The organism is Ensifer adhaerens (assembly GCF_000697965.2).
Lineage (GTDB): Bacteria > Pseudomonadota > Alphaproteobacteria > Rhizobiales > Rhizobiaceae > Ensifer > Ensifer adhaerens.
Window position 1 is genome coordinate 744202 of the sequence record NZ_CP015882.1, and the last position, 25760, is coordinate 769961.

The following is a 25760-nucleotide window of genomic DNA, read 5'->3' on the forward strand; positions in this document are numbered from 1 at the left end:
AGCGGGGGCAGCGGCCTCTATTCAAGTTAACCGAGATGTCGGTTATGCTGGTGCCCAGTCGCTTGATCAGTCTTGCACCGTGGTTACCTGCTCGGATCGAATCTGCCGCAGCATGTTTCGTCCCGCGATAACCATTTCAAACAGGAATGCAACGAGGGATCCAATGAGACAGACTATGGCGCCTCCAAAGAACCAGAAGAGATTTTCATGGCGTATGCCTATGGCCAGAGACCCAGCAAGTAGATTTAGGATTGCGCCTCCCGTGCAAATGCCGGCCACTACTCCAAGCACTACCGCAACCTCCAGTGCAAGTGCCCTTCGCCGCAGATAGGCGAGCTGCATGCGAAACAACTTGCCCTGCTTACCCTTATCCGCGACCTCGTTCAGCCGGTCCGATACTCTCCCGAGGCGAATGGTGTAGATACTGACAAAGCCTGCGGTACCAGCCAACAAAAAGACCGGCGCAAGGGATGTTTGTATGACAGAGGCAAGGTCGTTGACGATCGGCGGTGTGTCCATAATTCCTCTCAGGAAGCTAGCCCATCTGGCCCCGGTGGAGCAGTGATGCCTTGAAGTTGCCGCGTGGCGTGAGCCGCAGCAGCTGAACCTTTGTCATCACCGCTCACCTGGACCACAGGCTGAGCGAAATCGATCCCGTTGTCGCCGAAGGCCTGCATTAGCATCGCATATGCCTTGCGGCGGATCATGGTTTGATCGCCTGGCTTGCAGGTGAAGCCAACGCCGAGTTCGATGCCGTACTCGCCAATTTGCTCAACGCCCTTGAGCTTGAGCGGCTCGATGAATGACGAGCCGAGCTCCGGATCGGCGAGCAATTGCCCGCCGATCGTCTTGATCAGCTTGCGAACCTTATCAAGATCAGTTTTGAAGGGGACACGGACGCGGAACTTATCAACCGTCCAGTCACGGCTCAAATTCTTGATGGCGCCAAGCGAACCGAAGGGCACCGTGAATATCGGTCCGCGATGGTGCCGCAACCGCACCGATCGTAAGCTAAAAGACTCGACTGTGCCGGTGTAACTTCCCGCCTCAATATATTCCCCGACGCGGAATGCATCGTCCAAAAGGTAAAAAATACCGCTGACGACGTCCTTGACGAGCGTCTGTGAACCGAACCCGATCGCCACGCCGACCACGCCCGCACCGGCGATGAGCGGGCCGATCTGAACCCCCATCTGCGAGAGAACGGTAAGGGCGGCCACACCAAGAAGCCCCGCGGCCAAGGCGTTGCGAAAGACCGGCAACAGGGTGCGAAGCCGGCCTTGGCGGGCGTTCTCATTCGGTGTGAGTGCTCCTCCATCGCCAACGCGGCCGAGTTGACGGGCAATGTAAGCTTTCCCCAACTGCCAAACGAGGTCGATGACCAGCAAAATGACGACGCTGTTGAATGCGCCGGCTATGATTGTCTTGGCGAGCGCCAGCTGACCGGTAATGGGCTGGAAATGGTGATGCCAAACGAATACGATCCAATCCACTGCGATGATGATGATGATAGCTCGGGCGCCCCGAACAAGCAGCACTGTCTTCGGATCTGTCGCACCATCGTCATTCCAGCGGGAAGCCGCAAACGCGTGGCTCAGCTCGTCAGCGATTGACAGGACACGGGGCACAACGACAAACATAATGCCGAGCCAAAACAGCGCCAGGAAACCACCGCACCAGAGCAGCCAGAGTGTTACGACGCCGGCAATGCCGGTGGTCCGAGGCACGCGTCGTCCCAAAAGCTGTGCATCATCGCTGGAGCGGTTGCGGCCGATAGCTTCGATCGCGATCAGAAGAAGCAGGCCAGAAAATGCAATGGCAATCAAGGAACAGACATCCTGGGCAACGGCGAGCCGCTCGCATATGGCAGAGAATGCCATCGCCGCTGTTAACACCGCGACGAACAGCCGGACACGGGGGTAGGCTTTCGCCATCGGCACGGAAACGGTCATCGCGAGCCGGCAGAGCGCCAGCACGCTTCGGTAGGCGACCGTCGCGACGAGCGAATAAAGCACGACCACACGCATGAGCGGCGGCCAGGCGAAGATAAGAAAGACGAAGGCAATCGTCGCCGTGAATATCAAGAGGGGCGCAAACTCCGTCTGTATCTGCGACAAGAGTTGATTGGGCAAGGTCACGGCTGGCACTGAACGACGAAGGAACCATTCCGTGCCAAAGCCAATGCCCACGATAATGCCGATCAGCAGGATCGCGGGGGCAAAGCCACTATCATGCGCCTCTTGCCGGACCGAGGAGGCTACGTGATAGAGTTCGCTGCCCACACGTGGCACGGCAGACAGTAGGGCGTTGAAACGGGTGCGCGAGCGGACCTCCAAGTCGTCGATGACCCGCGTTGCCTCGGTAGCCTCTGTTTCGGGAACTGCCGCTTGCCTTTGCGCCAACCATGCCTTCACGTCCGCAGCTTCGAGAAGGCGCAGCAGTTCGGTGACGTTTGACGGTTCTGCCGTGCTCGTCGCCGGCGCCTGCGCGTGTAATGGAGAAACGGTCGAAAGACCGAAGAGCAGGCTCAATAACAGAAAGCGAATGATGAACATGTAACTCCGACGCGGCCAACGAGCGCTGGCCGCTCTCAAATACGGCGGCAAATAACCGCAGCTGATGCCGATCCGACAAAACCAGTCGGATCGGCGCTGCAGATGAAAACCCGCATGGGGGCGAGCACCTGTGTCGCGATCAATTCATCGCAGATATTCAGGTGTCACTCGGCCAATTCGATTTCACCCGGCTTCCAGGTCTTATCGAACCACGGCTCTAGCGGCCCATAGAGGCGCAGGAGGACGTTCCACCCCTTGCCGGGAACGGTCTGCACCCAGTTGGCCTCGTGACCTGCCGGTGCTGTCGGGCCGAACCAGACATCCACCGAGGAGTCTGCGTTGACGACAAGGTCCTTCTTGTCGCTGCCTATGCTCGGGAACTGCTTGTCGGTCTGCAGCATGGATCGGGTCTGGTTGTCATAGACGACGAATGACCAGAAGTTCTTGGCAGGGATGTTCGGCGGCAGGTGAACCTTGTAGGTCTTGCTACCGTCGAGAGGTTTTTTCTCGCTGTCAGTTGTTGCCCCAGCGTATTGCGAACCGACGCCGACACGCTTTATCGCCATCGCCGGTGAGATTCCCGTCGCATAGTAGTGAAACAGCACCCGGGCATCCAGATAGCGAACGCCGGGCTGCCGAAGGAATTCGTAGCTACCGCCGACAAAGCCGGTGAACCAGGCGCTGTCCGGAGAATAATAGGCCTCCTTCATCCGCGTATCGAAGGTGATTGTGCGCGCCGTTGCGTTGCCGACCGCCACGGCTTCGGTGAGGATCTTCTTCATTCGCTCGTCAGGCGCGAAGGGCTTGCCCTTCTCAATGCCGATGGCGGCAAGTTGCCCCAGCACTTCCGGGTGGTAGGCCTCGTTCGGCTCGTACTGAACGATGTCGTTTACTTCCTCGTAGAAGTGGAAGTTGTTCGCGTGGATGGTGTTGAATTTCTTGCCGGTGCCATTGATGAACTTCATCGGCGGCGGATTGCCGGCCTCCGACAGAGGATAAACCTTGGCGAACTTCTTGGTGTTCTCGACTGCGGTCTTCGTGCTGCCATCTTCGAGAAAGCCCCGCCAGAAAAACAGGTTGCCGTAGGTTGAGCTGCGAAGCACGAAATAGCCGTCTGGGATCTCGCCCTTGTAGCCGGGTGGCAGCAGAAGGTACTTGCCACCCTTGCCCTGGTCCGGACCGGCATTTCCGACGTCTCCGACATATTCGAACCAGTGGGTATCGATCATGCCCAGGATATTGGGTGGTGTTTCGATCACCAGTGGCCCGGCTTTGGTGTCGAGCCACATCAAATTGTAGATGCTCTCGGTATTACCGGTCAGGAACAGCGAGTGCGAGTCCATCAGGTCTTCGAAAATGAGGATGGTCTGGTTGTTGTCCACTCCCTGGCTGGCAAGGCCAACCCTCAGCGCTTCGACCGACGCACCCGGCATGGCATTGAGAAAGGCGTCGACGCCGCGCATGAAGTCGAGGTTGTCGTAGAGTTTCTCGGAGGTGGCTTTGTCTGGGAAACCATCGACGAAATTCAACGTTCCAAGCCGGGTTTCAACTTTGTCCGGGGTGATGATGGAATCCGGTATCGGCGTCGTCATCTCCATTTTCGGCGCCGTCTGCCCGTGGGCGAGCCCGGCAAGAAGTACCAGTACAGAGGCCCCTCCGAGCAGGGCTTTCATCGAGTAACTCATCATGTGGTTCCTTAATCAGGGGCAAATTCTACAGACGGACGATCGTTCGACTACGGTAGCGCCCAACATCGAGGGCGATGCACGAACAGTGGGAAAATGGTCCGAAGAAAAAAATTGAACTGCGATGCAATATGGGTTCAGTCGATGTAGACGACGACGTAACGCCCATCATAGGGCTGGTAGTAGACCCCGCCGCAGCGCCAGATCACAACGCCGTTGACGCTGGTCCTCACACAGCCGGTGGGCAGCGCGGCGACGTAGACCGCGGAGCGGCGGATTACACGGCGGGTGGTGCGGCGCGCAACACCGGCAACGCTGCCCGGGGTCGCGGGCCGCCCAACGACCGCCTGCGCCTCCGACACGAACGAGCCGAACGGCATCGGTACAAGATAGTCGCCGGCGAGCAGGGCGAGGCCGGCGACTGTGGCGCAAAGGATCTTTCCGTACATCTTGCGGATCGTCATTCCCCTACCTCCAGCGAGATGTCGCCGGTGACGTCGGCATGTACGTGTTCGAGTTTCTTGGCGTTTGCTGGCGGTGTGAACTTAAATTGAGCGGCACCGATGCCAGCTGACTTCCAGTTGCTCAACCGCAGCGAGTATTCTGGCGCTCCGGTTACCCATTTGGTCGTGATGACATATTTGAGTGGCAACGGATTGCTGCCCTTGCTGACCCAGATCTGCCAGTCGACAATATCTGTTCTGAAGGCGAGGTGATCGCACTCGACCCCACCAACGAACGCGGATCCGACGACGGTTCCCTTGGTCACACCGTCAGTAAGAACGGCATAGGGGTCGCTTGCCAACAGGTCGGCCCCCGGCGCATCCAGTCCAGTAGCGGCGCGAAGTTCGCCTGCTGCCGCTTCAACACTTGGCCCCGGGCTTTGCAGCTGCGCGTAGACGTTTACGCGTTTGCTGTGGAGCGATATCGTGCTGCCGTCGAACACTACCTCCGCGTCGGCGAATGGGCCTTGGCGCGTCAACAGAAAACCCTTGGCGCGATCGAGCGCAATAGTACCCGATGCGCTGTACTGGATCTTCTGCCCCTCCAGGTCGACGATTTCCTGGTCTGCGTCATAGGTGACGCTAAGAGACGGCATCGATTTGAGATTGTCGCTCATCGCAGCGAGAATCTTGGCAGCCTCGGGCTCTATCGCATCCTGGGCCGAAGCGGACCACGCCGCCGCGCAGACGGTGGCCGCTATCATCAATATGTACGGGCGCCGAGCTACCCCAGGCCATTTCAGTTTGAATTTGCTCATCCGCTCACCTTCATACCTAGCTCCTCCGACGCGGCTCGCAGACGATCGGCCGTTCCGGCCTCGCCGCTTGCACAACTTCTTCGCGAAAGTCTTCCCAATCGACCGCATACTGCTATAGTGCACATGTTCCGTCTTGCCTTTTCATGCCAATTTAGCGTTGTGAGTGTTGAATACCGCACCTTCGATCAGGATCCGGACGTTCTTGGCCATCGCGCCCTATCTGGCGAAGCACGGTGTCTCGGCGATTGAGTTCTGCAAACGCCTCGGCATTTCGCCAAACGTGTTCCAGAATGCCGATGGCTGGCTTCCACGCGCCCAGTGCTTTCGCTTGGGCAACGAGCTGGCGGCTGTCGCGGGGGACCCGTTCGCTGGCGCGCATATCGGCTCCTCCACCGACCTCCGTGAGTTCGGCGGGTGGGGACAATCCGTTCTGGCAGCAAGGGACGTGGCACAGGCCTGCGCGCTCGCGTCCGACAATGTGTCCTCGATCCACCGCGGTTCAGAGGTCCGCTTCCTGGTGGAGGGCAAAACCGCTCGCATCGTCTTCCGCTTCACAGACCGCTGCGAATTCGATCCCAGGCAGTTCATCTTCGGCAGTCTCGCGGTTCTGCGAAAAGTGCCGCTTTTGGCGGGGGAGCCGTCCGGTATAAAGGTTCGACTGACCGCGACGAAAACACGGGGGGCCGAGGCACTCGAAGAGTGCTGGGGGCCCAATATCGAATTGGGGTGCGAGCACGACATGATCGAAATCGATCGCGAGTTGCTTGATCTGCCTCTCAAAACGCAGGAAACCGGACCCTCAAAGGCGACGACCGCCCTGACCTCGACGGTGGAGGTGGCACGGTTGCTCAGCGACAGGCTCTCGGACGAGCACGAGCATAGCTTGAAAGTCACGGCAGGAAGAGTTGGCGTGTCAGTCCGCACCCTGCAAAGGCGCCTGAAATACTGCGGCGTCGAGTTCGAGGAACTGCTTGATGAGACTCGGCGAAGCGAGGCTATCCGGCTGATCCGCGAAGGCGGCTACAGCATGACCGAGATCGCCTATCGGGTGGGTTACAGCGATCCCGCGCATTTCACGCGCGCGTTTAGACGCTGGACAGGAATGGCGCCATCTCACTTCCCAAGCGACGATGGTGGATGACCTTTTTCTTGCGCGTGCGCAGACGCTGGAAAAGGGCTCTCCCGGCAACTTACCGTTCGGAAATCGACGATGCATGCCTCCGCCACCACTTTTCAACGGTGCCCTACCGCCGCCAAGCGGAAGCGATTGCTTCAGCGCCGCGGTTGCATACGGTATTTCCGCGACACTCGCCAGATCTCAATCAAGCAGCGGGATTTCATCAACAAAGGCGAAAGCTGCCATGCCTTGCCCGTGCCGTCTTTGTCCAACAACTCGGCGAGCTGCGCGATAGCATCGCTGAAACCATCCTGCCGGGCTTCCGGGTTTAACCTCGTCGTCAACGCCGTCATCCTGTGGAACACAGTCTAGCCGCGCCGTCGATTATATCCGCAGCCAGGGCATCCTCATCCCCGACGAAGTGCTTGCCCCAAGTCGCACCGCTGCCATGGGCCCACATCGCGCTCACGGGCGACTATCTCTGGAACGAAATTGACCGACCCATCGAACGCTTCAGTCCACTTCGTGCCAACCGCTTCAACCCAAAGAACTTCCAATCCCATTAGCGGGTATTATTGCAGAATTGCCCACGGAGGCCCTATACCGCGCAGAGTCCGAGACCGATGCTTTCGATGCGACATTCGATGCGATCGAGCGGGCGCTGGGGTGTTCGCGGGCTTCGATCCTGCTTTTTGACCGCCACGGAGTGATGCGATTCGTCGCTTCCCGCGGGCTCTCGGAGGACTATCGTCGGGCAGTTGATGGACACTCGCCGTGGAAGCCGGGAGATCGAGATCCTATTCCCATTTTCGTAAGCGACATAGAGCTTTCTGACGAGCCTCAGGCGCTCAAGAACGCCATACGAGGGGAGGGTATCCGCTCCCTCGCATTCATTCCTGTGACCGTCGATGGCATCGTCGTTGGCAAATTCATGACCTACCGCGACGTCGCTCACGTCTATACCGCTGACGAAGCCACCCTGTGCCTCACTATTGCCCGGCAACTCGGGTTCAGCATCGAGCGGAAGCAATCGGAAGAGGCGCATCAACGTGCCGAAGAGGGACTTCGCCGCACCAATGAACGGTTGCGTGTCATCCTCGACAGCGCGAGCGAATATGCCATCATAACGCTCGACGCCGACGGACGGATCGCAAGCTGGAACAGTGGCGCTGAACGCCTTTTGGGCTATCTCGACAGCGAGGTCCTTGGTCTCTCCGGCAGTATTTTCTTCAGTCCTGAGGATCGAGCCTTGGAAATCCCACAACAGGAAATGCGAACCGCGGCCGAAACGGGACGTGCCGCGAACGAGCGTTGGCATTATCGCAAGGATGGGTCACGGTTTTGGGGCTCAGGTGTCATGCTTCGTGTCGAGGAGAGCGGGCCTGATCGCTACCTCAAGATCTTCCGGGATCGAACAGAGGAAAGAAGGGCGGAGAAGAGGCAGAAGCTCTTGGTGGGAGAGCTCAATCATCGGGTGAAGAACACCCTGGCTACCGTGAATTCCCTCGCGGAGCAAACATTGAAAAGCTCCGAAACGCCCGAGGCGTTCGCCCAGGCTTTTAACACTCGTCTGCTCGTTCTTGCCAAGGCGCACGACTTGCTTACGCGGGAGGCTTGGCAGGCCGTAAACCTGAGCGATATCGCTCAAACGGTTCTTACCGCTTGGATTGAGGACGGGCGCGTCTCGATCCAAGGCGCTGCGATCCGCATCGATCCGAAAAAAGCTCTGGCGCTTTCCATGGCGTTCAACGAGTTGCTGACCAATGCGATCAAACACGGTTCACTTTCGAACCAGGTTGGTCGGGTCGCATTATCATGGCAATGCCAGGAGGTATGCAGCATTCTTTGGGAGGAGCGCGGCGGACCTCCGACGTCTGAACCGGACCGCCAAGGGTTCGGTCTACGGGTTCTAAACCGAGGTCTAGCCCACGAACTCGGATATCCGGTCGAACTGCGGTTCGAACCGGATGGCCTCAGATGCACAATGAGCATGGATTTCAGTAGCAAACAGCCCTCGGGAGCGCAGTAAAGTTGACAATTTCAACAACATTAGCGGGACGTCGAGTGCTCGTCGTTGAAGACGAAATGCTGGTGGCAATGTCAATCGAGGACACTCTGCTTGCGGCTGGAATGCAGATTGTGGGCCTTGCTCCGACTGTGGATCGGGCGCTGCAATTACTTAACGACGCGACGAAAATCGACGTCGTCGTGCTCGACATGAACCTCCAGGGACACAGCGGGCTTCCCGTGGCTGACGCGTGTTATCAGCAATCGATTCCGTTTCTTGTCCTAAGCGGATATGGGACGTCGGCCTTGCTTGGGACCAGCCACACAGCTCCAGTTCTCTCCAAGCCGTTTTCGAACTCTGTCCTGGTGGAAGCGCTGGACGCGGTACTTGAGCAGAAGAACGGGGAGGCATCTTCATCCGTGTGATCAGAATGAATGCCCTGCCCCGAGGTAGCCTGCCCGTCCTTTCGGCCTCCTCTGGTGCGATTTGCCTAACGTCATTTGGCGCGATGGTGGCTCTTGGCCTGCACCGGCTTACAGATCGGCAATGTCGCCCTGCTCGCTGACGGGGGGGCGTCTGTTTCCATGACCGTCGCAGGCCACTCCAAAAGAAGGCCAGCGCAGCTCCGAGCTCCGTCGACGTCATCGAGGAAGGATCTACAATCTGTGTGCCATCGACACGAATGATCGTCACTTGGACGCGGGCCGTCGCGGAACTCAGCGTCAACGAAGGAGCGGAAACTAAAACCGTTCCAGCATCTTCTTGAGAGTTACGTTCTGCGCACGGAGTTGTTCCCCCAGCAGTTTTCGGAGGCGGCTGTTTTCCGCATCAAGTGAAACCAACTCTTCCAAGACCATCGTTGGCGCCGATCTCGACTCCAGATCCGACTGTTGCTCTGTAGGTTCCGAAGCGGTCCTCGGGGAGGGGCGGGGAGGATGCTTCCCGCTGGCGCGTTTCGGTAAACCGCGGGTCCTGGCGACAGTGAGCGGGCCGATTGCGGTCTCGCGAGCTTCATCAGCGACATTGGAAATTAAATGCGCCGCAGCGACCTGGTCAGCCACCTCATTCGCCGGCTCGGGCGCCGTGATCACGGCCGGTTCGTCAACAAAACTCGGGACATGAGCATCAGAGGCGGGATCAATGCCGCCGTCGGCATTCAATTCTTGACGGCCGAACAGATGAGCCGCTTCGTTTTCAACCTCGCGCGCAAGGGTCTTGAGATCTGTGTTGCCCCAGATCGAACCCGCTTGCACTTTTGGCTGACGGCGGCCGGACTTGAACTCAACAACGAACCTGCGTTGTGGCGTTTTCATATAGTTTGAACCCAATGTAGATCGACGTGCTGCGGCATGATCGGCTGCACAACGTCGGGTGCAACCTCGCATCTCAGCCGCCCGCCAAAGGAGCGGTGGAGCCACAGCGCTCAGCGCGTGGCTTCTCCGGGCCTCAATCTATGCCAAGCCTCTTGCGCAGGTCGGCATTCTCAGTGCGCAGTTTTTCCGCCAGGAGTTTTCGCAGCTTCTGGTTCTCGTCGTCTAGCTTCACCAGTTCGGCGAACTCGTCGCTGGCCGACGCGGGCTTTTTGCTCGTCTTATCATCCGCCTTTAAGCTACCCTTCCAGTTATAGTAGGTCTGCTCGGATATTCCTGCGCTTTTAATCGCATCTTTGATCGTGCTCGTGCCGTCTGCGACCTGGGCCCCGATCTGCCTCAGCTTCTCGAGTTTATCTTGTTCGCTGAACTTACGGGACTTGGTGGGTTGCGTTGATGCTGTTGCCTTCGAAGTCGCCCGTGTGGTTTCCCCAGCCGCTTTCTGACGCTTCGTCGCGCTTCGCTTTGCTCGCTCGGGTGTGTGCACAGTCGTTGCGTCCTCCGCAACCAGGGTGGTTGGCGTCGTGTTTTCGTCAGGCATGAGTGATCCCTTTTTTATGGTCGCCCTTTTTTCAACCGAGTGAAGACCAGAGTCAACATTACTTGCCGGTCGATTTTTGGTGCCGATCCAATAGGGTATACGGATTGGCTAGATGTTTTCCATGCCGGAACAGCTCGACGTTAGACCCGAGGGTCGAGATCGGCGTTCGCCAATAGGGCTTCCATTGCACTGCTGGCTCAACGGTTGTCGATGGGGCGGCGTAGCACTTCCCCATCGACAACAAGGTTCAAATTGCGTGTATTGGCATCTGCACTCATCTTGCCTTTGCTTTGCCAAGGACAGATGTGACGGCCTCGACCGCCGCTTTCACCACAACATTGGCCTCATCCTTTGTGAGGCAAAGCGGTGGCGCAAAGCCGAGGATATCACCTTGCGGCATGGCCCGCCCGATGACGCCGCGCTCAAGCAGGGCAGCCGCAACTTGCGGGCCGATCTTCTTTGCCGGATCGAAAAATACCCGGTCGTCCTTATCCTCGACGAACTCAATTGCGGCCATCAGGCCATCGCCACGTATTTCGCCCACATGTCTGTGGTCAGCGAGTGCCTTCGTCAATTCGGAGCGGAAATAAGCGCCCGTGCTGTCGGCATTTTCAACCAGGCCCAACTCGTCGATCAGTTCGAGGTTGGCGACCCCCGCGGCCGCACAGATCGGATGGGCGGAATAGGTCCAGCCATGGCCGATCGCGCCCAGTTCGTCAGATCCTTGCACCAGCACCTGCCACATCTTATCCGATACGATCGTGCCGGAAAGCGGCGCGTAGGCCGAGGTCAGACCCTTGGCAATGGTGATGAGGTCGGGCTTCATGCCGTAGTGGTCCGATCCGAACATGGTGCCGAGGCGGCCGAAGCCGGTCACCACCTCGTCTGCGACGAGCAGGATGTCGTATTTTTCGAGCACAGCCTGGACCTTCTGCCAGTAGCCCTTCGGCGGCGGCACGATGCCGCCAGTACCGAGGATCGGCTCGCCGATGAGGGCGGCGATCGTCTCCGGTCCTTCCGCAAGGATCATCTCCTCGAGCTTGTCGGCGCAATATTGCGAGAACTGCTCTTCATCCATCGAGCGATCGGGGCGTCGGAAGAAGTAGGGTGCTTCGGTGTGCAGGATCGGCGCGCGCGGCAGGTCAAAGGCGTTGTGGAATAGATGCAAGCCGGTCAGGGAGCCCGTCATGACGCCGGAGCCGTGATAGCCGCGCCAGCGGGAGATGATCTTCTTCTTTTCCGGCCGGCCAAGGATGTTGTTGTAGTACCAGATCAGCTTGATGTTGGTCTCGTTGGCATCGGAGCCTGAAAGACCGAAATAGACGCGGCTCATGCCCGCCGGCGCACGATCGATGATCATCTTGGAAAGCGTGATCGACGCTTCCGTACCGTGGCCGACATAGGCGTGATAATAAGCAAGGTTCTTCGCCTGCTCGGCGATCGCGTCTGCGATCTTCTGCCGGCCGTAGCCCACATTGACGCAATAAAGGCCAGCAAAGGCATCAAGGCTCGTCCTGCCGCTGGTGTCGGTAATATACACACCTTCGCCGCCGCCGATCACCCGGGTCGGTGTTTCACCACGCGCATGCATGCCCATATGCGTGGAGGGGTGGAAGAAGTGATCACGGTCCCAGGCGCTGAGTTCGTTGCTTTTTTCGAGCATGGTCTTTCCTTTCGCGTATGAAATGTGGCGCCTGCGGTCAGGCGGCCGTATCGATGCAGAGATATTTGAGTTCGGTGAAGGCCTCGATGCCGTGGCGGGAGCCTTCGCGGCCAAGGCCCGACTGTTTCCAGCCGCCGAAGGGGATCGGTCCACCGGTGATTTTCACCCGATTGATCGCGACCATCCCGTACTCCAAAGCCCGTGCAAGACGCATCTGGCGCGCTCCGTTTTCGGTGACGACATAGGCGACGAGGCCGTACTCGGTGTCGTTTGCCCGGGCGACTACTTCGGTCTCGCTGTCGAAGGCGGTGACCGCGGCAACCGGGCCGAAGGTCTCCTCACGCATGATCAGCGCATCGTCCGGTACATCCGTCAAAAGGGTCGGCTCGAAGAACAGAGCGCCTGTCTTGTGGCGCTTGCCGCCCGCCAGCAGCTTTGCGCCGCGCTTCAGCGCATCGGCGACCTGTTCTTCCACCTTGGCGATGGCACGCTCGTGCATCAGGGGGCCGATCTCGGCGTCTGGTTCGAGGCCCGAGGCAACCTTCAGCGCTTCGATGCGAGCCTTGAACGCCCGCGTGAAGTCCGCAAGTGCAGGGCGCTCGACATAAATGCGGTTGGCGGCGAGGCAATCCTGCCCGGATGTGGCGAACTTCGCCGCCATTGCGATGTCGGCAGCCTTCTCGATGTCGGCATCGGCAAAGACGATCAATGGTGCATGGCCACCGAGCTCCATCACCATCCGCTTCATGGTGTCAGCGCACTGGCCCGCAATCAGCTTGCCGATCTGCGTCGAGCCGGTGAAGCTCATGGCGCGAATACGCGGATCGGCATTCATGCGGCCGACGATCGTGGCGGCATCGCCGGTCACCACATTGAAGACACCCGCGGGAAGCCCAGCCCGCTCGCCAAGTTCGGCAAGGGCGAGCGCTGAAAGCGGCGTTTCGCTGGAGGGATGCGCAACGACCGTGCAGCCGGCGGCAAGGGCAGCTGCGGCCTTCCGGGTGATCATGGCTGAGGGGAAGTTCCACGGCGTCACGATCCCGACGACACCCAGCGCCTCGCGCCGCACGATCATTTCGGCTCCGGGCAGATGGCTGGTGACGCTTTCCGCATTCAGCCGCTTTCCTTCCTCCGCGTACCATTCGACGAAGGAGGCCGCGTAGTCGATTTCACCGCGCGATTCGGCGAGTGGTTTGCCCTGTTCCAGCGTCATCAAGAGCGCAAGGTCCTCGCGCGCCTCCAGTATCAGGTCGTGCCACTTGCGAAGAATAGCGGAACGCTGCTGCGGCAGCATGCTGCGCCAGGCGGGCAGTGCGTCACTCGCCGCCGAGATGGCTTCTGCGGCCTCATCGGCACCAAGGGCTGCGACCCAGGCAAGCGTCGCCGACGAGGCAGGGTCCGTCACCTTGAAGCCTGCGCCGTCGCGGCTAGCAATCCAGCGCCCACCGACATAGGAGAGCTCCCTTAAGAGGTGCGGATCGGCAAGGCGGGCAAGCGCGTCGTGAAAGGTCGTGCGGGCAAATACGGCGGTCATGGCAGCCTCCTCTTGGTGTCTGGAGGGAGTCTGCCAGAGGGCGAGGGACAGATTGTCCATTGCCGGGGTGGGCGTCAGAGACTTTGGCTAAAGATTGGCCCGGCCGTAGACAATCTCTCTATTCGGAAGGGGGAAGCAACGTCTCGAGTGGAAGCACGGTCTCCTCCTTCACCGTCTTGGTGACGATGTAGGTGAAGTAGCGGTCGATGCCGAGCTCACGGTCAAGCAGGCTGTCGACAAGGCGCTGGTACGCATCGATATCGCGCGCCACGATCTTCAGGATGTAATCGACGCCACCGCCGACCGACCAGCAGGCCACGATCTCGGGCGTTGTCGCGACAGCCCGTTCGAAGCGTTCGAAATCCACCTGCCGATGATTGGCGAGCGTCACCTCCATCATCACGCTGGCAACAGGCGCAACGCGTCGCACCGCAACACGCGCGTGATATCCCGTGACGATGCCGGCCCTTTCCAGCTTGCGCAGGCGCAGCCAGCAGGGCGTTGGTGATAGACCCGCCCGTTCCGCCAGCGCCAGCTTGGTGATGCGTCCGTTCTGCTGGATCGCCTCCAGGATACGCAGGTCGATGGCGTCGAGTTTCATTCGGGGCGCCCTCCGGGCGGGGATCGTGTCAAAGCGGAGGAAAAGACAATGGGAAACCATTTTGGCATTGTCAATTGAACTGATTTTGAGCACTGTCGAAATCATGACAAATTGGCGACCCGACATATCCCAGTTGCGCCGGCCGGCCTATCTCTCCCTCGCCGAGCAGATCGCCCGCGCCATCCAGGAAGGGCATCTGCCGAACGGGACGCGCCTGCTGCCGCATCGCAAGCTCGCCGACGACCTGAAACTTTCCGTGCAAACCGTCAGCCGCGCCTATGACGAACTGATCCGACGAGGGCTCATTTCCGGAGAGATTGGTCGCGGTTCCTTCGTGCAGACAAGGCCGAAGGAACCTGAGCCACCCTACCTGCCGGAGCGTCTTGGCGAACTGGTGGATCTCTCGATCCTGAAGCCCGTGTGCGAGCAACTCCATCTGGAGCGCATGCGCGCAGCCTTCGGGTGGCTGGCGGAGAACCTGCCGTCAAGTTCGGCGCTTTCCTTCCGGCCGAATATGGTTTTCCCGCGCCATCGCACCGTCGCGGCCGAGTGGCTGTCGCAGTGCGGTCTCGATGTATCACCCCTCAATATCAGTCTGACGAATGGCGCAACCTCAGGCATGACAGTGGCGCTGATGAGCGTCGCTCCGCCGGGCTCGACCGTTGCGACCGAGGCGATCAGCCACCACACGCTCGTGCCGCTTTCCAGCTACCTTGGCCTTCATCTCGAGGGCTTGCCGATCGATCGCGAAGGCATGATCCCCGAGGCGTTGGATGAAGCTTGCCGCACCGGCGTGATCCGCGCCGTCTTTCTCCAGCCCTCGGTGATCAATCCGACCGCGGCGTTGATGGGGCCCGAGCGCCGGCAGGCGCTTGCCGAGGTTGCACGACGCCACGATATCGCGATCATCGAGAACGACATCCTGGGGCCGCTTGTGGAAGGTCGGGCACCGCCGATTGCGGCCTATGCGCCGGAGCGTACCCTCTACGTCACCAGCTTCACAAAGATCACGGTACCGGGCCTGCGCATCGGCTATCTTGCCGCTCCGGATCGCTATGTCGCAGCGGTTGCCAACCGCCATCTCGTCTCCAACTGGATGGCGACGCCTTCAATCGCCGAGATCGCAACACTTTGGGTCAGCGACGGCACGGCGATGGAACTCGTCAATTGGCAGCGCCGGGCACTTGGCGTACGTCACGCGATCGCCGAGGATGCGCTTGCGGGCTTGCCCTATTATAGCCATCCGCAGAGCCTGCATGTGTGGCTACCCTTACCGGAAGGGCATGCGGAGGAAGGGTTCGTATCCCAGGCGCGTCTGCGCGGTGTCGCTATTGCGCCCGGCTCTTCGTTCCGCACGGCCGACCAGGGTTGGCAGCCGGCGGTGCGCATTTCGCTCGGCTCGACCACCGAGCAGGAATTGCGCACCGGACTTGGCATTCTCGCCTCACTCGCCAGCGGAAATCCAGAAGCGCTGTTGCTCGCGATTTGAGTGAACTGCCTTGCAAATGGGCGATGTCAGAATAATTGTACTGATATTATTATTGACATTGACATGATTTTGTTTGCCGCGCATCGTTGCTCCATCACTTGTCTCAATAGGGAGAGACATGCATGGCAGCGCCGATCATCCGCATCGACAACATCACCAAACGCTACGGTCCCTTGACCGTACTCGACGGTTTGTCGATGGACGTGCTGCCGGGTGAAAAGCTGGCGCTTATCGGTCCCTCCGGATCGGGCAAGACAACGATCCTGCGCATTCTCATGACATTGGAGGCGATCAGCGGCGGCCATATCGAGGTCGACGGCGACCAGCTATATCATATGCCGAAGAACGGCAGCCTCGCGCCGGCCGACGACCGCCATCTGCACAAGATGCGCGAGAAGATCGGCATGGTCTTCCAGCACTTCAATCTCTTCCCGCACAAATGCGTGCTCGACAATGTCACGCTCGCGCCGATGCTGACGAAAGGCATGGCGAAGGCCGCGGCGGAGAAGCGGGCGATGGAGCTTCTCGACATGGTGGGCATGGCCGACAAGGCAAAGAGCATGCCCGCGCAATTGTCCGGCGGACAGAAGCAGCGCGTTGCGATCGCCCGGGCGCTGGCTCTTTCGCCAAAGATCATGCTGTTTGACGAGGTGACCTCGGCACTCGACCCGGAACTGGTCGAAGAAGTGCTGAATGTCATGCGCAAGCTTGCGGTCGAAACAGACATGACCATGCTGCTCGTCACGCATGAGATGGGTTTCGCCCATGATTTTGCCGATCGCATTCTCTTTTTCGACCGCGGCAAGATCGTCGAGGAGGGCAAGCCGGACGAGATTTTCCGCACGCCCAAGCAGGAACGCACGCAGACCTTCCTGCGCAAGATCATCGCGGCAGGGCACCGCGTCTGAGCGGCTTTGCCGCCCGGAAACAAGGCTCCAAACAAAAACCCGGGACAGCCAGAGGAGTTCGCAACTATGAGCATGAGAACCTATTTGACCATAACCGCCAGCGCGGGCGCCCTCACGGCAATGGTTGCCGCAGCGCCAGCCTGGGCCGACGGCAAGCTTGAGGAACTGAAGGAACAGGGTTTCGCCCGTGTCGCCATCGCCAACGAACCGCCCTTCACGGCAGTTGCCGCCGACGGCAAAGTTTCTGGCGCAGCTCCGGACGTCGCGCGTGAGGTCTTCAAGCGCCTCGGTGTCGAAGACATCGTCGCCTCGATCTCGGAATATGGCGCGATGATCCCGGGTCTTCAGGCCGGCCGTCATGATGTCATCACTGCCGGCCTCTTCATGAAGCCGGAACGTTGCAACGCGGTTGCCTATTCAGAACCGATCCTTTGTGACGCCGAAGCCTTCGCGCTGAAAAAGGGCAACCCGCTGAAGCTCAAGAGCTACAAGGATATCGCCGACAACCCGGACGCCAAGATCGGCGCGCCAGGTGGCGGTACGGAAGAAAAGCTCGCGCTCGAAGCCGGCGTCCCGCGCGATCGTGTCATTGTCGTTCCGGATGGCCAGAGCGGCCTGAAGATGCTGCAGGACGGCCGTATCGACGTCTATTCGCTGCCGGTGCTTTCCATCAACGCTCTTGTCGCCAAGGCGAACGACCCCAGTGTCGAAGTCGTGGCGCCGGTTGAAGGCGCGCCGGTCTATTGCGACGGCGCGGCCTTCAAGAAGGGCGAGGAAGCCTTGCGCGATGCCTTCGACGTGGAACTCGCAAAGCTCAAGCAGTCGGGCGAGTTTGCCAAGATCATCGAACCCTATGGCTTCTCTGCCGCGGCCGCGATGTCGACGACCCGCGAAAAGCTCTGCGCCGCAAAGTAAGGCCGCAGCAATCGGGCCTCTTCCCAAACCGGGGAGAGGCAGTACGCTCCCTCGTATATGGAAGAACGATGACCGACTGGTCCGGCTACATAGGGCTGATCCTTGAAGGCGCGCTCGTGACGCTTGAGCTTACCGTGCTCGGCTCATTGCTCGCGCTCGTCATGGCATTCGTCGCGGGTCTTGGGCGCGTCAGCCGCATTTTCGTGGTTCGCGCGCTTGCCACCACCTATATCGAGTTTTTCCGCGGCACGTCGATCTTCGTCCAGCTGTTCTGGGTCTACTTCGTGCTGCCATTCGCCGGCGTCACCTTGTCGCCGCTTCAGGCCGGCGTACTGGCGCTGGGACTGAACGTGGGAGCTTATGGGGCGGAGGTCGTGCGCGGCGCGGTCAAAGCGATCGGCCGCGAGCAACGCGAGGCCTGCATAGCGCTCAATCTCTCGCGCTATCAGTCGATGCGTTACGTTGTCCTTCCGCAGGCCCTGCCGCTGATGCTTCCGACCTTCTGCAACAACGCGATCGAGCTCTTGAAGGGTACGGCCGTCGTGTCGCTGATCTCGCTCACCGACATGACCTTTCAGGCCCAGGTGGTCCGCGCCCAGACCGGCAGCACGCTCGTTCCTTTCGCAACGATTCTCGTGCTCTACTTCCTGATGGCACTCGCCATCTCCAACGGCATGCGCTGGCTGGAACGCCGGGTAACACGCGGCCTTGATGGCGTGAGGACCTGACGATGGAATGGGACTGGAATTTCGTTTGGGAAATCATGCCGACCCTGCTTGAGGGTCTGAAGATCACCATATTGGCAACCGTTTTCGGCGCGGCACTCGCTGCCATCATCGGCCTCGTCTTTGCCATCCTGCGCATGACCGCGCCTAAGCCGATTGCGAAGGTCACGGGCTTCATCGTGGAGTTCATTCGCGGCACGCCGCTCCTGGTCCAGCTCTACTTCATCTTCTTCGTGTTGCCGGATATTGGCGTTCGCCTGCCGGCAATGCTCGCCGGCATCATCGGCCTTGGGCTCCACTATGGCACCTATGCGGCGGAGGTCTACCGCGCCGGTATCGAGAACGTGCCGCGCGGCCAATGGGAGGCGGCCAAGGCGACGAACCTCACCGGCCGCCAGACCTGGGTCCACGTCATCCTGCCACAGGCGATCCCGCCGATGATCCCGGCGCTGGCCAACTATCTGATCGCCATGTTCAAGGAGACACCGCTCCTTTCCGCCATCACAGTGCTCGAACTGATGAACCAGGCGAAAAGCGTGGCCAACAGCAGCTATCGCTACATCGAGCCGATGACGCTGGTCGGGGTCTTCTTCCTGATCATGAGCCTGATCTCCGTCGTCTTCCTGCGCTGGCTGGAAGAACGATACGCCCAAGTGGAGGAGCGCTGATGCGAGCGGTCGATCTTACACTTTCCTCGCGCATGCCGAAGCTGGATGAGCGTCCGCTCGACAAGCGCATCGGCCTGATCATCCTTGCGACCGACCACACCACGGAAGTGGACTTCCATCGCATGGTTGCAAGCGAGCAGATTGGCGTCTATGCGACGCGCATTCCCTACGCGAACCCGGTGACGCCGGAGAACTTGCGCGCCATGCAGCCCTCGCTGACATCAGCGGCCGCACTGATCCTGCCGGACGAACCTCTAGACATCGTCATGTATTCCTGCACCTCCGCGTCCGTCGTCATCGGCGACGCGCAAGTCAAGGCGGCGGTCCATGCGGCCAAGCCAAGTGCTTCCGTCGTCACGCCGACTGCGGCGGCGGCGTCTGGCCTCAAGGCGTTCGGTGCCAAGCGGATTTCCGTACTGACGCCCTACACGATCGAGACCAGCGAGCCGATGGCTAACTATTTCGTGTCGCTTGGCTTCGACATCGCCCGTTTCACTTGCCTCGGTCTTGATGACGACCGGGAGATGGCGCGCATTTCTCCGGACGAAATCGTCGCCTTTGCGAAGCAAGCGACGGCGCCAGACAGCGACGCGCTTTTCATATCGTGTACGGCGGTGCGCGCGGCAGGCGTCGCGGCCGAGATCGAGGCCGTCATCGGCAAGCCGGTCGTTACCAGCAATCTCGCCACCGCCTGGGCCTGCCTGCGCCTCTGCGGCAATGAGACGGCACGGCCGGATCTCGGGCAACTCATGACACTTGCCTATTTGGACCGCTAGCGATGTCGAACCTTCCCGTAACAGTGGCGGATATCGAACAGGCGGCGCGGCGCATAAAGGGCCGGGTCTTGAATACGCCATTCGTGCTTTCCGCTTCGCTTTGCGAACGCTTCGGTGTGCCCGTCGGCCTGAAGCTTGAGCACCACCAGGCGACAGGCAGCTTCAAGCTCCGCGGCGCCACGAATGCCGTGCTCTCGCTGACGTCGGAAGAGCGGGCGAGGGGTGTCGTCGCCGCCTCGACCGGCAATCACGGCCGGGCGCTCGCCCATGCCGCCAAGGCCGAAGGATCAGTCGCGACAATCTGCGTGTCCAAACTCGTGCCCAACAACAAGGTGTCGGACATCCGAAGGCTTGGGGCCAATGTCCTGATCGTCGGCAAATCGCAGGACGAAGCCCAGCTTGAGGTGGATCGGCTGGTGGCTGAAGAGGGTCTCGTCATGGTGCCACCCTTCGATAATCGAACGGTCGTTGCCGGGCAGGGCACGCTCGGTCTGGAGATCGTCGAGGCAATGCCGGATGTGGCGACGGTTTTTGTGCCGCTTTCCGGCGGTGGGCTTGCGGCCGGTGTCGCCGCGGCCGTGAAAGGGCGGTCACCGAAGACCCGCGTCATCGGCCTTACGATGGAACGTGGCGCGGCAATGAAGGCGAGCCTTAACGCAGGGCGGCCGGTGCAAGTCGAGGAGGTGGCAAGCCTTGCCGATTCCCTCGGTGGCGGCATCGGCCTTGATAACGCCGTGACCTTCGAAATGTGCCGCGCGCTGCTCGACGACGTGATCTTGCTGTCTGAAGCCGAGATCGCGGCCGGTATCCGGCATGCGTATTCCCAGGAGCGCGAGGTGATCGAGGGGGCAGGGGCCGTCGGCATCGCGGCCTTGCTTTCCCGCCGGTTTGGCCGGCTGGAGGGGCCGGTGGCGGTCATCCTCTCCGGCCGCAATGTCGACATGGACCTGCATCGACGGGTCATCAATGGCGGTGTCGATCCGCTAGCGGAGACCGCGGCATGACGGCGATGAGAATTCTTACCGAGGCGGAACTCAGGCGTATCGTTCCGCTCGATCTCGATGCCATTGCCTGCGTCGAAGGAGCGTTTCACGCGCTTGCCACCAAAGCGGTGGCGATGCCGCCGATCCTGAGGCTCGACATCCCTGAAGAGCGCGGTGAGGTCGATGTTAAGACGGCTTACGTGCCCGGTCTCGACGGTTTCGCCATCAAGATCAGCCCCGGCTTCTTCAATAATCCGAAGATCGGCCTGCAGAGCACCAACGGCCTGATGGTGCTGCTTTCGGCGAAGACCGGCCTGGTAGAGGCCGTCCTCCTCGACAACGGTTACCTGACGGATGTGCGCACAGCGGCGGCCGGCGCGGTCGCGGCTCGACAACTTTCGCGCTCGGATGCCGCGGTTGCCGCCATCTTCGGCGCCGGCATGCAGGCAAGGTTGCAGCTTGAGGCCTTAAGTCTGGTGCGGCCGATCCGCGAAGCGCGCATCTGGGCGAGAGATGCTGCTAAAGCCGAGGCCGTCGCTGCGGACTTGACGGTGAAGCTCGGCTTTCCGGTTCGGGCGGAGGCCGACGGCCGGGCGGCTGTCGATGGTGCGGAGATCATCGTCACCACCACGCCTTCCGAAACACCGGTGCTTCGGGCCGAATGGCTCCAGCCTGGCCAGCATGTCACGGCCATGGGGTCGGACGCCGAGCACAAAAACGAGATCGAACCCGCCATTGTCGCCACCGCCGGCCTCTATGTCGCCGATAGCCTGAAGCAGACGCGCAGGCTCGGCGAATTGCATCATGCCATCGAAGCGGGCCTCGTGACGGAGGATACGATCTTCCCCGAACTCGGCGAGATCGTCGCCGGGCGCAAACCGGGCCGCAGCGGCCCCGAGCAGATCACCGTGGCGGACCTTACCGGCACGGGCATTCAGGACACGGCCATAGCTACGCTTGCTGGCGCCCGCGCGGCAATGGCGGGCGCCGGCACGATCTTCGAGAGTTGAGACCGGCTTTTCGCCGGGTATAGAGGAAAAACCGATGAAACAAGCGAACCTGAAGTTCTCACTTCCGGAGTATGAAACGCGTCTTCAAAAAACGCGAAAAGCGATGGAAGCCAAGGGCATCGACGTGCTGATCGTCAGCGATCCGTCGAACATGAACTGGCTGACCGGCTATGACGGCTGGTCTTTCTACGTGCACCAATGCGTCGTCGTGCCGCCGACGGGCGAGCCCATCTGGTACGGACGCGGCCAGGATGCCAACGGCGCCAAATTCACCGCCTACCTCAAACACGAGAACATTGTCGGCTATCCGGACCACTATGTGCAGTCCACCGAGCGCCACCCGATGGATTACCTCTCGGCCAAGCTCGCCGAACGGGGCCTCGACAAGCTGACGATCGGCGTGGAGATGGACAATTACTGGTTCTCCGCCGCCGCCTTCGCTTCACTAGTGAAGCATCTGCCGAATGCGCGTTTCATCGATGCGACCGCACTCGTCAACTGGCAGCGCGCGGTCAAGAGCGAGGCCGAAATCCGCTACATGCGCAACGCCGCAAGGATCGTCGAAAAGATGCATGAACGCATCTTCGACAAGATCGCGGTCGGCATGCGCAAATGCGATCTGGTCGCGGAGATTTACGATGCCGGTACCCGAGGGGTCGATGGCATCGGCGGCGATTATCCAGCAATCGTGCCGCTGTTGCCTTCGGGCGTGGAGGCTTCCGCGCCGCACCTGACCTGGGACGACCGGCCGATGAAGAGAGGCGAAGGTACGTTCTTCGAGATTGCCGGCTGCTACCACCGTTATCACGTGCCGCTGTCGCGCACCGTCTTTCTCGGCAAGCCGACACAGGCGTTCCTCGATGCCGAGAAGGCGACGCTGGAAGGCATGGAGGCAGGCCTCGAAAAGGCACGGCCCGGCAATACCTGCGAGGATATCGCAAACGCTTTCTTCGCCGTGCTGAAGAAGTACGGCATCGTGAAGGACAATCGCACAGGCTACGGCATCGGCGTTTCCTATCCGCCGGACTGGGGCGAGCGCACGATGAGCCTGCGTCCAGGTGACCGCAGCGAACTCAAACCCGGCATGACTTTCCACTTCATGACGGGCCTCTGGCTCGAGGACATGGGTTTTGAGACCACGGAAAGCATCCTGATCACCGAGAGCGGTGTCGAGTGCCTCGCCAACGTGCCGCGCAAACTGCTCGTGAAGGATTGAGCCATGCGGGAAATCAACCTTCGTCCTTCGCCGATCAGTTCTACGGTCGATTTTTCGGCCGAGGGCGTTCAGCATGGTTTCCTGCGTCTGCCTCACAGCCGCGACGATTCCGCCTGGGGCTCGGTGATGATCCCGGTGACAGTCGTGAAGAACGGGGAGGGCCCGACGGCCCTTCTCACCGGCGGCAACCACGGCGATGAGTATGAGGGCCCGATTGCGCTCTTCGATCTCGCCCGCACGCTGAAGGCCGATGACGTCACGGGCCGCGTCATCATCGTGCCGGCGATGAACTATCCGGCCTTTTTGGCCGGCACCCGCACCTCGCCGATCGACAAGGGCAACATGAACCGAAGCTTTCCAGGCGCGCCGGACGGCACGGTCACCCAGAAGATCGCGGACTATTTCCAGCGCACGCTGTTACCGCTTGCCGAGATCGTGCTCGACTTTCATTCAGGCGGAAAGACGCTCGACTTTCTGCCTTTCTGCGCCGCCCATGTGCTGCCAGACAAGGCACAGGAGGAAAAATCCTTCGAACTCGTCAGGGCCTTCGGCGCCCCATGGTCGATGAAGATGCTGGAGATCGATGCCGTCGGCATGTACGACACGGCGGCGGAGGAGATGGGCAAGGTCTTCATCACCACCGAGCTCGGCGGTGGCGGCACGGCGACGGCCAGGAGCGCGCGTATCGCCAAGGCGGGCGTTTCCAACGTGCTGAAGGCGGCAGGTATCTTGAAAGGGGCAGTCGAAAGCGGCGAAACCACGTGGCTCGACATGCCCGACGGCAACTGCTTTTGCTTTGCCGAGAACGGCGGCCTTGTTGAACCGTTCGTCGATCTCGGCGACCAGGTGAGGAGCGGGGAAATCGTCGCCCGCATCTATCCGATCGGCCGTACAGGCGACGAACCGCTGAACATACGGGCAAAGATGGACGGCATCCTCGTCGCTCGCCATTTCCCCGGCCTCGTCAAATCCGGTGATTGCGTCAGCGTGCTCGCAACTATTGTCGCGGCATAGGGCTTATGGACCACCGGCGACCGTCGCGTGCGAGCCATCCCCTAACCGAAAGGGGACGCCTCGCTGACGTCAATAAAACAGGGCCAGGATTTCTAACGCGCCCTGCGGAATTGGCTAACGTCAAGGTCGGACAGTTCTCTCCAAGCGTGTTCGAATTTCGAACTCGCAGATTGCCAGGGTGGCATTGCTCTCCTGGCAGTCACGCGGGCCAGAACGACGCCGCCGGCTCGTTCGACAGTCACGATGACGCTACGGTGCCTGTCGTCTTCAGCGATCTTGTCGGCGATCGACCTGCCATTGGTCACCGCCTGACTGTCATTGGCGTGAAACGCTCCATGGTCATCGCGACTGATCCTGCCGGACAGGTGAATATGAAAGAGGTATCGGGGCATGTTGCCACTCGAGCAATGATAACTTTTCTACTTCTTAGCAGTCTCGTTGATCTATTGCGCGTGACAGTTGCGTGACATGGCTTGTGGGGCGTGACGCGGCCATCCATCGATGGCAGGTGAGGTGCGGCCACGCGTGAGAGTGGCCGTGTGGTTGACCACATCATTTTACGGCTCCGCGCTCCCGACACACGGGTCTCGTCCGTCGAACGTGGTGCGCGCCAGGCAGAGGCGCTTTCGTTCCTGCTACCTCTTACGCTCTTTTCGCGTGAGGGCTGCTCCTTGGTACGGCGACTGTGGAGCGTTCAACCAAGCGGACGCCGAGATTGACCCGGCGCACATTGATTTCGGGGTCGTTGATCCGTTCCAGCAGGAGTTGGATGCCGGCACGGCCAAGCTCACCCCGGTCGATCCGCATCGTCGTCAGCGGCGGGCGGCTGTGCCGGGCGATCGCGATATCGTCGACCCCGATGATCGAGAAGTCTTCCGGAACCGAGTGACTACTCGCTTCGAGAGCTTGCATGACGTTGATCGCGATTAGATCGGTGCTGCAGAAGAACGCGGTTGTGTCGGTGAAACGCCCCTGCTTTATGGCCTGCCGTATCGCCGGCGTGGTGTCGGGCTCTTGCAGGCCCATGCGACCGAGATCAAAGATGTGTCTGTTTTCGTCGAAGGCAATTCCGGCCTCCTCCAGCGCGATCCGGAAGCCTTCAAGGCGCCGGCGTAGCGACAGGCGGTGGGGAATTGTCACGTGCACGATCTCGCGGTGGCCGGCCGCAAGTAACCTTTGTGCAGCGAGCCAGCCGGCAGACCAGTTGTCGGGCAGCACGCATGAGAGCCGCATCGTCCGGTCCATGCCGTTGATGATGACGGCCGGGATGCCGCTATCGACAATCCTGTCGATCATGACGGGATGGTCCATGCCGAGCACGACAAGGGCGCCCGGCCGGATGTCGCGCAGAATGTCAGAGATTTCGCTGATCGCGATCTCCGCATCCAGCGAGACAAGCCTGACGTCGATCCTGAGCGAGCTTGTGCTGGCCTCTGCAAGCACGCCCTGGATCACGTCCTCGTAGAAAGCCGAACTGGCATAAAACTGTGCCGGCATCACCAGCACAGTGCTCTCGACGCCGGCGCGGATGAGCGAGCGGGCCGCCCGGACCTGGTAGCCCAGGCGCTCCGCATGGTCGAGGATCTTGCGCCGGCTTTCGTCGCCGACGCCACCGCGATTGTTGAGCACCTTCGATACGGACGCGACCGAAACGCCCGCGGCGTCGGCGATGTCCTTGAGTGTCGGGGCGTTCGATTCGTCATCCATTTCGACGAAGGTTC

At 60.4% G+C, this 25760-nt stretch carries 25 protein-coding genes and 1 pseudogene; 14 read left to right on the top strand and 12 right to left on the bottom strand.

The window, feature by feature from the left end; all coding sequences use genetic code 11:
• Positions 1-66: 66 nt before the first annotated feature.
• The 5 genes from FA04_RS31110 to FA04_RS31130 form a co-directional block, all read right to left on the bottom strand.
• Positions 67-519, bottom strand: a complete 453-nt coding sequence (locus FA04_RS31110) for a DUF2721 domain-containing protein (RefSeq protein ID WP_034794841.1) — start codon at positions 517-519, stop codon at positions 67-69.
• Between the two features lie 8 nt (positions 520-527).
• Positions 528-2555, bottom strand: coding sequence for a mechanosensitive ion channel family protein (locus FA04_RS31115; RefSeq protein WP_051659317.1), 2028 nt, complete (start codon positions 2553-2555; stop codon positions 528-530).
• Positions 2556-2719: 164 nt separating this feature from the next.
• A complete protein-coding gene (locus FA04_RS31120) occupies positions 2720-4228 on the bottom strand; it encodes a DUF1254 domain-containing protein (protein WP_234798821.1) in 1509 nt (502 codons plus the stop codon).
• Between the two features lie 149 nt (positions 4229-4377).
• Entirely contained in the window at positions 4378-4620 is a 243-nt protein-coding gene (locus tag FA04_RS31125) for a hypothetical protein (RefSeq protein ID WP_234798906.1), read from the bottom strand.
• Between the two features lie 80 nt (positions 4621-4700).
• Positions 4701-5501, bottom strand: coding sequence for a DUF2092 domain-containing protein (locus FA04_RS31130; RefSeq protein WP_082573051.1), 801 nt, complete (start codon positions 5499-5501; stop codon positions 4701-4703).
• Between the two features lie 208 nt (positions 5502-5709).
• Between FA04_RS31130 and FA04_RS31135 the strand changes: the two genes are divergently transcribed.
• From FA04_RS31135 to FA04_RS31150, 4 genes and pseudogenes are all read left to right on the top strand, one after another.
• Positions 5710-6642: an AraC family transcriptional regulator gene (locus FA04_RS31135; protein WP_082573065.1), complete on the top strand. Its 933-nt coding sequence runs from the start codon at positions 5710-5712 to the stop codon at positions 6640-6642.
• A gap of 198 nt (positions 6643-6840) precedes the next feature.
• Positions 6841-7184, top strand: a pseudogene (locus FA04_RS36735) (Tn3 family transposase); the annotation flags it as partial.
• A gap of 17 nt (positions 7185-7201) precedes the next feature.
• On the top strand, positions 7202-8647 hold the full coding sequence (locus tag FA04_RS31145; RefSeq protein ID WP_051659316.1) for a sensor histidine kinase: 1446 nt from the start codon (positions 7202-7204) through the stop codon (positions 8645-8647).
• A 35-nt stretch (positions 8648-8682) separates the two neighbouring features.
• A complete protein-coding gene (locus tag FA04_RS31150) occupies positions 8683-9051 on the top strand; it encodes a response regulator (protein ID WP_210188555.1) in 369 nt (122 codons plus the stop codon).
• A gap of 315 nt (positions 9052-9366) precedes the next feature.
• Here the strand turns inward: FA04_RS31150 and FA04_RS31155 are convergent, their stop codons facing one another.
• The 5 genes from FA04_RS31155 to FA04_RS31175 all read right to left on the bottom strand — a co-directional run bounded on the left by FA04_RS31155 (position 9367) and on the right by FA04_RS31175 (position 14335).
• Positions 9367-9939 carry a hypothetical protein gene (locus FA04_RS31155; RefSeq protein WP_034794820.1) on the bottom strand — a complete coding sequence of 191 codons (573 nt, stop codon included), beginning with the start codon at positions 9937-9939 and terminating at the stop codon, positions 9367-9369.
• 133 nt (positions 9940-10072) lie between these two features.
• Positions 10073-10537 carry a transposase gene (locus FA04_RS31160; RefSeq protein WP_034794817.1) on the bottom strand — a complete coding sequence of 155 codons (465 nt, stop codon included), beginning with the start codon at positions 10535-10537 and terminating at the stop codon, positions 10073-10075.
• 274 nt (positions 10538-10811) lie between these two features.
• The gene (locus FA04_RS31165; RefSeq protein ID WP_034794814.1) at positions 10812-12200 is read right to left on the bottom strand and encodes an aspartate aminotransferase family protein; all 1389 of its coding nucleotides are present in this window, start codon (positions 12198-12200) and stop codon (positions 10812-10814) included.
• A 37-nt stretch (positions 12201-12237) separates the two neighbouring features.
• Positions 12238-13734: an NAD-dependent succinate-semialdehyde dehydrogenase gene (locus FA04_RS31170; protein WP_034794812.1), complete on the bottom strand. Its 1497-nt coding sequence runs from the start codon at positions 13732-13734 to the stop codon at positions 12238-12240.
• Positions 13735-13852: 118 nt separating this feature from the next.
• Positions 13853-14335, bottom strand: coding sequence for an Lrp/AsnC family transcriptional regulator (locus tag FA04_RS31175; protein ID WP_034794810.1), 483 nt, complete (start codon positions 14333-14335; stop codon positions 13853-13855).
• Positions 14336-14438: 103 nt separating this feature from the next.
• Between FA04_RS31175 and ehuR the strand changes: the two genes are divergently transcribed.
• The 10 genes from ehuR (at position 14439) to doeB (ending at position 24039) form a co-directional block, all read left to right on the top strand.
• The gene (gene ehuR / locus FA04_RS31180; RefSeq protein ID WP_082573064.1) at positions 14439-15824 is read left to right on the top strand and encodes a MocR-like ectoine utilization transcription factor EhuR; all 1386 of its coding nucleotides are present in this window, start codon (positions 14439-14441) and stop codon (positions 15822-15824) included.
• Between the two features lie 122 nt (positions 15825-15946).
• On the top strand, positions 15947-16732 hold the full coding sequence (ehuA, locus tag FA04_RS31185; protein WP_034794806.1) for an ectoine/hydroxyectoine ABC transporter ATP-binding protein EhuA: 786 nt from the start codon (positions 15947-15949) through the stop codon (positions 16730-16732).
• A gap of 72 nt (positions 16733-16804) precedes the next feature.
• Complete coding sequence (gene ehuB / locus FA04_RS31190; protein ID WP_034794936.1) at positions 16805-17647, top strand: ectoine/hydroxyectoine ABC transporter substrate-binding protein EhuB; 843 nt, start codon at positions 16805-16807, stop codon at positions 17645-17647.
• Positions 17648-17715: 68 nt separating this feature from the next.
• Entirely contained in the window at positions 17716-18375 is a 660-nt protein-coding gene (ehuC, locus tag FA04_RS31195; protein WP_034794803.1) for an ectoine/hydroxyectoine ABC transporter permease subunit EhuC, read from the top strand.
• Positions 18376-18377: 2 nt separating this feature from the next.
• Positions 18378-19040, top strand: a complete 663-nt coding sequence (ehuD, locus tag FA04_RS31200) for an ectoine/hydroxyectoine ABC transporter permease subunit EhuD (RefSeq protein ID WP_034794801.1) — start codon at positions 18378-18380, stop codon at positions 19038-19040.
• Positions 19040-19816 (top strand): ectoine utilization protein EutA, encoded by a 777-nt coding sequence (gene eutA, locus FA04_RS31205; protein WP_034794799.1) that lies wholly within the window; start codon positions 19040-19042, stop codon positions 19814-19816. Before ehuD ends, eutA begins: the two co-directional genes overlap by 1 nt.
• Before the next feature lie 2 nt (positions 19817-19818).
• Positions 19819-20820, top strand: coding sequence for a hydroxyectoine utilization dehydratase EutB (gene eutB, locus FA04_RS31210; protein WP_034794796.1), 1002 nt, complete (start codon positions 19819-19821; stop codon positions 20818-20820).
• Complete coding sequence (gene eutC / locus FA04_RS31215; RefSeq protein ID WP_034794794.1) at positions 20817-21809, top strand: ectoine utilization protein EutC; 993 nt, start codon at positions 20817-20819, stop codon at positions 21807-21809. The genes eutB and eutC overlap by 4 nt, the downstream gene beginning before the upstream one ends.
• Before the next feature lie 34 nt (positions 21810-21843).
• Positions 21844-23025, top strand: a complete 1182-nt coding sequence (gene doeA / locus FA04_RS31220) for an ectoine hydrolase DoeA (RefSeq protein ID WP_034794791.1) — start codon at positions 21844-21846, stop codon at positions 23023-23025.
• Positions 23026-23028: 3 nt separating this feature from the next.
• Positions 23029-24039 carry a N(2)-acetyl-L-2,4-diaminobutanoate deacetylase DoeB gene (doeB, locus tag FA04_RS31225; protein ID WP_034794788.1) on the top strand — a complete coding sequence of 337 codons (1011 nt, stop codon included), beginning with the start codon at positions 23029-23031 and terminating at the stop codon, positions 24037-24039.
• Positions 24040-24131: 92 nt separating this feature from the next.
• On the opposite strand, the gene FA04_RS36740 is transcribed toward doeB, so the two are convergent.
• On the bottom strand, positions 24132-24431 hold the full coding sequence (locus FA04_RS36740) for a DUF6894 family protein (protein ID WP_034794785.1): 300 nt from the start codon (positions 24429-24431) through the stop codon (positions 24132-24134).
• A gap of 250 nt (positions 24432-24681) precedes the next feature.
• Positions 24682-25746: a LacI family DNA-binding transcriptional regulator gene (locus FA04_RS31235; RefSeq protein ID WP_127890390.1), complete on the bottom strand. Its 1065-nt coding sequence runs from the start codon at positions 25744-25746 to the stop codon at positions 24682-24684.
• Positions 25747-25760 lie beyond the last annotated feature (14 nt).